Here is a 6,671-nt window from a genome sequence, read left to right as displayed (position 1 = left end):
GTGTAGCGAACCCCGGCGCGATCGAGCAGCGCCCGGCAGCTTCCGAAATCGTCGGCCAGCGCGGTCAGCTTTCGCCCGGTGAACGCGCCGACCGGCTCCGACAGGTCGAGCGGCGTCCACGGCAGGTCCTGTGGTCGACCGCGCATCACGCCCCACGCGACCAGTGCCATGACCCCAAGCAGCATCAGCACGACCAGCACGCGCGTGAACCGCCGTGCTCCGCGCATCAGCCGCGCGCCCACGCTCATGCCGCGCGCTCGGCCAAGCGGCACCGGTCGATCAGCCGCGCATCGCGCTGCCGATCGGCTCCGATGTTACTGGATAGCCGAGGTCCTCGGGTATGCAGAGCCGTTCTTCTCCGTCGCGCCACTCGGTCCACGGCGTCACTACCCGCACCGGCGTCGCGCGCGCGTGCGCGACCGCCTCGTCGAAGGAGTCAAACCGTGCCAGTCGCTCCAGGTTGCGGCGCGTCGGAAAGATGATCGATAGTCGGCCCGCGTCGGCATCCGCCAGCACGCTGGCGGCGCTTGCCCACACCAGCCGCACGTTCTCGGTCCGATCGACGCTCGCGGCCGGCGCATCGGCGGGCAATCGCGCGAGATAGAAGCGCGTGTCGAAGATCCGCATGTGTCGGTGCGCCGGACGCCAGCGCGCGAACGGCACCAGCGCCTCCAGGTCGAGCGTCGCGTCCGCGTCGCGCAGCACATTGCCGAACGGCACGCCCGTGTGGAGCGCACGCCGCATCTCGTCCAGGGTCGCGGGCGGGGGCACGTCGGCGAGTCCGACCGGCACGCCGGCTTCCTCGATCGTCTCGCGTATCGCTGCGATCCGCGCCGCCGTATTGCCATCATCCTCCACTTCACCATCGTGACCAGGCATCAGCGCCCGAGCCAGTGCGTGATCGCCGGGGTCGATCCGCCCGCCCGGAAACACCATCGCACCCGCGGCGAACGCCATCTTCTGCGCGCGCTCGACCATCAGCAGTTCTGGCGGAGCGCCGACGCGCTCGCGAAAGATCACCAGCGTCGCCGCCGGGATCGCGGCCGGCAGCCCGGCATCGTCGTCAGCCACCACTCGCACGGCGGTCTCCGAACCGTTCGCGTCGTTGCCCGCCTCCGTCATCCGCATCTCCTCGTCTTCGATCATCGGCGCGGGCGCGACATCCCGCAAGCACCGCCATCTTCATACAAACCGGCAAGCGGAGAAGTGGATGCGACGAAGTGCCCGTTGCGACGTCGTAACGATAGGAACGGATCGGCCCTTTGCCGCTTTATTGGGGCGCACACGACGCAGACAATCGGCGCGTTGCTGTCCAGCAAGGAGGACCTAATGGGCTACGAACGTTACCCGCGCGGCACCAATCCGCAAGGCGATTACTACAATCGCGACGAGACGCAGGACTATGGCCGCGACTACGGCTCGGGCCGTCAGTACAGCTATTCCAGCGCGCGCGACTATCAGTCGGCGGGCATGATGGGCCGCGACGACGACCGCGACTATCGCGGTGATCGCGGCGGCCGAGATCGCTACGGCTCGGGTTCGTACGGGTCGGGTTCCTACGGACAGCGCGAGTACGGCAACGCCGGCTACGCGCGCGACCGTGACGATAACCGCTTTGGCTACGGCAACTCGAACTATGGCGGTTCGGACTATGGCCGCTCGAGCTATGGCCAATCAAACTACGGGCAGTCGCGCCAATACGGCTCGTCTGGCAGCAGCGAGTATCACGGCAGCTACGGTTCGGACGGACGCCGCTTCGTCGATGTCGGCGATCGCAAGCACTGGGACGACGACAACCGCAGCAGCTACGGTCGCGACCAGAACCGCTACGGCGGCAACGATCGCGGCGATTCGCAGCGCGGCAATTACGGCCGTGCACCGCAGGGCTACAACTACCAGGAGCGCGGCTTCTTCGATCGCGCCGGTGACGAGGTCCGCTCGTGGTTCGGCGACGAGGAAGCCGAGCGTCGCCGCGAAATGGACAACCGCTACGACGAGCGCGAGTACAACCAGCGCGACCGTCACGATCGTGACTCTGACTATCATCACTGGCGCTCGGGCCAAATTGCGGCGCTCGACCGCGACTATGACGAGTACCGTCAGGAGAACCGCACCAAGTTCAACAACGAGTTCGGCTCGTGGCGCACCAATCGCCAGTCGCAGCGCGACTCGCTCGACAAGGTGAAGGAGCACGCCGAGGTCGTCGGTTCGGACGGCAGCCACGTCGGCACCGTCGACAAGGTGCGTGGTGACCGCATCCTGCTGACCAAGAATGACGTCGACGCGGGCGGCCAGCACCACTCGATCCCGTCAAGCTGGATCAGCTCGGTCGAGGACAAGAAGGTCACGCTGTCGAAGACCGCCGACGAGGCGAAGAAGCAGTGGCGCGACGAAGAGAACAAGCAGGCGATGTTCGGCTACGGTGATCGCACCAGCGACAACATGGCGGGTCAGCGCTCGTCGTCGCAGTCGGGCAGCTACGGCAGCACTTCGGGCCAGACGACGAGCGGCAGCAGCACCGCGTCGACTTCGACGACCGGCAGTGACACCAACCTCAACAGCAGCTTCTCTGGCACCTACCAGAACAAGTAAGCGTTGAGGCACCGGTAACGCGTGGGGCCCGGGCGGAAACGTCCGGGCCTTTTCGCATTTGCGGCTCAGCCCGGAGGTTTGGTCGACCCGGCTACAAGCAGCAGCAACGCAAGCACCAGCAGCAGCGCCACGTTCCAGCGCGGTGACCGGACAAGGAGCAAGGCGATCAGCACCGGCATGATTGCGACGCCGGTTGCCGTGGAAATGAGTTCGCACCGGTTCGGACGTGGCAGCATCATGCCCGGGTGCCGCATGCGTCAGCGCACCAGCACAACCGAGGCGACCTAGTTCGCGACATTAGCGCCAGCAATCCGCCGAGCACCAGACGCCGCCGGGGCAGGTACCAGGCAGCGAGATCGGTCCGGTCCTCGATCGCGTCGGGAAAGATCAGGGTCGCCGCGATCGCACCCGCGACGACGATCGGTACCTCAATCAGCGTCGGGTAATTGGCGTCGATCTGTTTGCGCTTGTTCCACGCCGGCAACCAGAAGGTCCACCCGTCGAGCACGTCTACCAGCCCGAGTTGCGGCACGAGCCATCCGATCCGATCCGATCGGATCCGCACCGGGCGCAGGTCGCGCGATGCTGTCAGCGCACGCGAGTAGCCCGCCAGCGCTTCGCAAAAGGTGCGGCCTAACAGCAGGCTGAAGACGACGAAGACCAGTGCGAACGGGCGAATGGCACTTTCGCCGCTCGGACCATGTGCCGCAAGCAATTGTGTAAGGCTTACCGATCTTGCGTATGATCGCGCGGGCTCGTTAACGCTCTCTGTCTATAGCGCTCACGCATGCGCGTGCTCACGCTCTCGACCCTGTTTCCCGACGCGTCTCGGCCCAATTTCGGCGTCTTCGTCGAACGTCAGGCGCGCGGGCTGGCGGGATATCCCGGCGTCGACCTGCGCGTCGTCGCGCCGCTCGGCCTGCCGCCGTGGCCGCTTAGCAGGCACCCACATTATCGCGCGCTTGCGGCGTTGCCTGTACACGAGACGTGGCGCGGTTTGGACGTGACGCGACCGCGCTTTACCACGCTGCCGGCGACCGCTGGACGCTTTCACGCCGCCGCGCTGACGCGAACGCTGCGCCCCGTGCTCGATCGCCTGCGCGACACGTTCGCCTTCGACGTCATCGATGCAAGCTTCTTTTTTCCCGACGGTCCCGCCGCGGTCGCGCTTGGGCGCCGCTACGGCGTGCCGGTCTCGATCAAGGCGCGCGGCGCCGACATCCACCATTGGGGCCGCGCATCCGCCACCGCCGCGCAGGTTCGGCGCGCGGGGCAGGGGGCGGACGGCCTGCTCGCGGTCAGCGCGGCGATGCGCGACGACATGGCGGCACTTGGCCTCCCCGCCGACCGCATCCGCGTTCACCACACCGGCGTAGACCTCGACCACTTCGCACCCGGCGACCGCGCCAGCCTCAAACAATCGCTCGGCGCAGACGGCGCGCTGGTCGTGTCGGTCGGCGCGCTGATCCCGCGCAAGGGCCACGACATCGTCATCGAGGCGCTGCCGAGCCTGCCAGGCGTGACGCTGGCGATTGCCGGAGAAGGACCCGAGCGCCACCGACTGCGACAGCTGAGTGACCAGCGCAGCCTCGGCGGTCGTGTCCGCCTGCTCGGCAGCGTCGCGCACGCCGAGCTGCCACGCTGGCTCGCCGCCGCCGACCTGTCCGCACTCGCCTCGTCGTCGGAAGGGCTAGCCAATGCCTGGATCGAGTCGCTCGCCTGCGGCACCCCGATCGTCATCCCCGATGCGGGCGGTGCGCGCGAGGTGGTGACCGATGCCTCGGCAGGGCGGATCGTACCGCGAACACCGGACGCGTTCGCCGAAGCCATACGCGTGCTCCTCGCCGATCCGCCGCGCGCCACTGACACGCGCCGGCATGCCGAACGCTTCACCTGGACGGCGAATACCGCCGCGCTTCACGATCATCTGTCAGGGTTGATCGCGCGCCATCGATAGCGCGCGCCGCCGCTCAGGCGTCGATCGGGTAGAGCGCCGCCACCACCTGACGGTCCTCGGCGCGCAAGACACCCCAGGCACGCGCCGCGGCGCGGCTGTCCATCGCCTCCACGCCGATCCCGCGCGCTTCCAGTGCGGCAACCAGCGCGCGCGGCGGTCGTGCCAGGTTCGCGCCGGTGCCCAGCAGCACGAACTCGGGCGCGCCCTCCAGGATCGCGGCCAGCGCTGCCTCGTCCAGTTCGGAGAGCGGCGGCGGCGACCACGCGTCCGCGCGCAACGGCGTCAGCGTCAGTGCGATGTAGACGTTCTCGTCGACGCGGAACCCGCTCGGCCCCATTGCACGGATCAGTGGTCCCGCTGCGCCGGCGCGGTCCATCCGTATCGATCCCGCGCGCGTTACCACGACGTCAGTTCCGCGGCCCCACGCGCTCGGCATTCTCGATCCCGCCGCGACCCGGCCGCGCCGCGCCGCCTTCCGGCTCAGCACGTAGGCCCAGCGAGATCAGCAGCGACGACGACACGTAGATCGACGAATAGGTACCGACCACGATGCCGAGAATCATCGCCGCGGTGAACCCGCGCAGCACGTGCCCGCCCAGCAGCAGCAGCGCGGCGAGCGCCAGCAGGATCGTGACCGAGGTCATCACCGTACGCGGCAGCGTTTCGTTGACCGATAGGTTGATGATCTCGCGCATATCCATCTTGCGATACCGGCGCATGTTCTCGCGAATGCGGTCGTCGATCACGATCTTGTCGTTGATCGAGTAACCGATGATCGTCAGCACGGCGGCGACGATGTTCAGGTCGAACTCGAACTGCGTAAGCGCGAAGAAGCCGAGCGTCATGAGCAGGTCGTGGACGATCGCGACGATCGTCGACACGCCGAACTGCCACTCGAAGCGGAAGATCGCGAACAGGCCGATGCCGAGGATCGCGAGCACGATCGCGATCGCGCCGTTGCGCACCAGCTCGCCCGAGACCTTGCCCGACACGGTCGAGTAACGCAGGAACGTCGCGCCCGGGAACTTGGCGGCGAGTGCGGCCTCGACCTTCTTCACCGCGGCGTTGGTCGCGCCCTCGTCGCCGCCCGACTGCACTGGCAGGCGAATCGACAGCGTGGTGCCGTCGCCGATCGGCTGGATGTTGGCGTCGCCGACCTCCTGCTGCTCGATCACGGTGCGGACCTGATCGATCGGCGGCTGCGTCGCGAACCGCTCCTCGATCATCAACCCGCCCTCGAAATCGACGCCGAAGTTGAGCCCATGGTAAAAGGTCAACCCGACCGCCACCACGCTCAGCAGCAACGTCAGACCAAACGCCCAGCCGCGCAGCCGCACGAAGTCAATGTTGGTGTTGTCGGGTACGAGCTTGAGAAGTTTCATATGCTGTGCCCGGCTTTAGATGTTGATCGTCTTGGGCTTGGTGCGGCGCACCCAACCGGCGACGAGCATGCGGGTAAAGGTAACCGCGGTGAACACGCTGGTCGCGATGCCGATCAGCAGCACCACCGCAAATCCCTTGACCGGGCCCGAGCCCAGCAGGAACATGATGATGCCCGAGATCGCGTGGGTCACGTTCGCCTCGAAGATCGTCCGGCTCGCTTCCTTGTAGCCTAGCTCGATCGACTGCACGACGCTGCGCCCGCGGTGGAATTCCTCGCGGATGCGCTCGTTGATCAGCACGTTGGCGTCGACCGCGGTACCGATCGTCAGCACGAAGCCCGCGATGCCCGGCAGCGTCAGCGTCCCCTTGATCAGCGCCAGCACACCCAGGATTACGAACACGTTGATGATCACCGCCAGGTTCGCATAGGCGCCGAAGCGACCGTAGGTCACCAGCATGAACGCGACCACAAGCGCGACCGCGACTGCGCTGGCGAGGATGCCGGCGCGGATCGAGTCCTTGCCCAGATCGGGCCCGACGGTCGATTCCTCGACCACCTTCAACGCGACCGGCAGCTTGCCTGAGCGCAGTGCGATCGCGAGCGCATTGGCACTCTCGGTCGTGAACCCGCCGTTGATCGCGGCGCGGCCGCCCAGGATCGGCTCGTTGATGTTGGGTGCGGAGATGACGCTGTTGTCGAGGATGATCGCGAACGGCTTGTTGACGTTCTCCTGCGTCA

The 6,671-nt window shown here is 66.9% G+C and carries 8 protein-coding genes and 1 pseudogene; 2 read left to right on the top strand and 7 right to left on the bottom strand.

All coding sequences use genetic code 11. The features are described from left to right. Window positions 1-248, bottom strand: a pseudogene (locus tag QZ847_RS01850) (extensin); the annotation flags it as partial. Between the two features lie 31 nt (window positions 249-279). Next, the gene (locus QZ847_RS01845) at window positions 280-1,074 is read right to left on the bottom strand and encodes an NUDIX domain-containing protein (protein WP_294352564.1); all 795 of its coding nucleotides are present in this window, start codon (window positions 1,072-1,074) and stop codon (window positions 280-282) included. 255 nt (window positions 1,075-1,329) lie between these two features. Here QZ847_RS01845 and QZ847_RS01840 point away from each other — a divergent pair, with 255 nt between their 5' ends. Then, the gene (locus tag QZ847_RS01840; protein WP_294352562.1) at window positions 1,330-2,592 is read left to right on the top strand and encodes a DUF2171 domain-containing protein; all 1,263 of its coding nucleotides are present in this window, start codon (window positions 1,330-1,332) and stop codon (window positions 2,590-2,592) included. A 65-nt stretch (window positions 2,593-2,657) separates the two neighbouring features. Here QZ847_RS01840 and QZ847_RS01835 read toward each other — a convergent pair whose 3' ends face one another. Both QZ847_RS01835 and QZ847_RS01830 read right to left on the bottom strand, forming a co-directional pair. After that, complete coding sequence (locus tag QZ847_RS01835; RefSeq protein ID WP_294352561.1) at window positions 2,658-2,831, bottom strand: hypothetical protein; 174 nt, start codon at window positions 2,829-2,831, stop codon at window positions 2,658-2,660. Beyond that, on the bottom strand, window positions 2,828-3,307 hold the full coding sequence (locus tag QZ847_RS01830) for a hypothetical protein (protein WP_294352559.1): 480 nt from the start codon (window positions 3,305-3,307) through the stop codon (window positions 2,828-2,830). The genes QZ847_RS01835 and QZ847_RS01830 overlap by 4 nt, the downstream gene beginning before the upstream one ends. A gap of 72 nt (window positions 3,308-3,379) precedes the next feature. Between QZ847_RS01830 and QZ847_RS01825 the strand changes: the two genes are divergently transcribed. Beyond that, window positions 3,380-4,549: a glycosyltransferase gene (locus tag QZ847_RS01825; RefSeq protein WP_294352557.1), complete on the top strand. Its 1,170-nt coding sequence runs from the start codon at window positions 3,380-3,382 to the stop codon at window positions 4,547-4,549. Between the two features lie 13 nt (window positions 4,550-4,562). On the opposite strand, the gene QZ847_RS01820 is transcribed toward QZ847_RS01825, so the two are convergent. The 3 genes from QZ847_RS01820 to secD all read right to left on the bottom strand — a co-directional run. Beyond that, complete coding sequence (locus QZ847_RS01820; RefSeq protein WP_294352555.1) at window positions 4,563-4,925, bottom strand: Mth938-like domain-containing protein; 363 nt, start codon at window positions 4,923-4,925, stop codon at window positions 4,563-4,565. Window positions 4,926-4,956: 31 nt separating this feature from the next. Beyond that, window positions 4,957-5,931 (bottom strand): protein translocase subunit SecF, encoded by a 975-nt coding sequence (secF, locus tag QZ847_RS01815; RefSeq protein ID WP_019515752.1) that lies wholly within the window; start codon window positions 5,929-5,931, stop codon window positions 4,957-4,959. A 15-nt stretch (window positions 5,932-5,946) separates the two neighbouring features. Then, window positions 5,947-6,671 (bottom strand): protein translocase subunit SecD (secD, locus tag QZ847_RS01810; RefSeq protein ID WP_294352553.1); only part of this gene is annotated, 725 nt, incomplete at its 5' end.

The sequence above is a fragment of the uncultured Sphingomonas sp. genome (genome assembly GCF_913778135.1).
GTDB lineage: Bacteria > Pseudomonadota > Alphaproteobacteria > Sphingomonadales > Sphingomonadaceae > Sphingomonas.
Note: the sequence above shows the minus strand (reverse complement) of the source record. Positions and strands in the feature narration are given on the sequence as shown.

Excerpts from the sequence above, each read along its gene's own strand:
- QZ847_RS01840 (WP_294352562.1), top strand. The coding sequence starts at position 1,330 with ATGGGCTACGAACGTTACCCGCGCGGCACCAATCCGCAAGGCGATTAC.
- QZ847_RS01835 (WP_294352561.1), bottom strand. The coding sequence starts at position 2,831 with ATGATGCTGCCACGTCCGAACCGGTGCGAACTCATTTCCACGGCAACC.
- QZ847_RS01825 (WP_294352557.1), top strand. The coding sequence starts at position 3,380 with ATGCGCGTGCTCACGCTCTCGACCCTGTTTCCCGACGCGTCTCGGCCC.
- QZ847_RS01820 (WP_294352555.1), bottom strand. The coding sequence starts at position 4,925 with ATGGACCGCGCCGGCGCAGCGGGACCACTGATCCGTGCAATGGGGCCG.
- secF (WP_019515752.1), bottom strand. The coding sequence starts at position 5,931 with ATGAAACTTCTCAAGCTCGTACCCGACAACACCAACATTGACTTCGTG.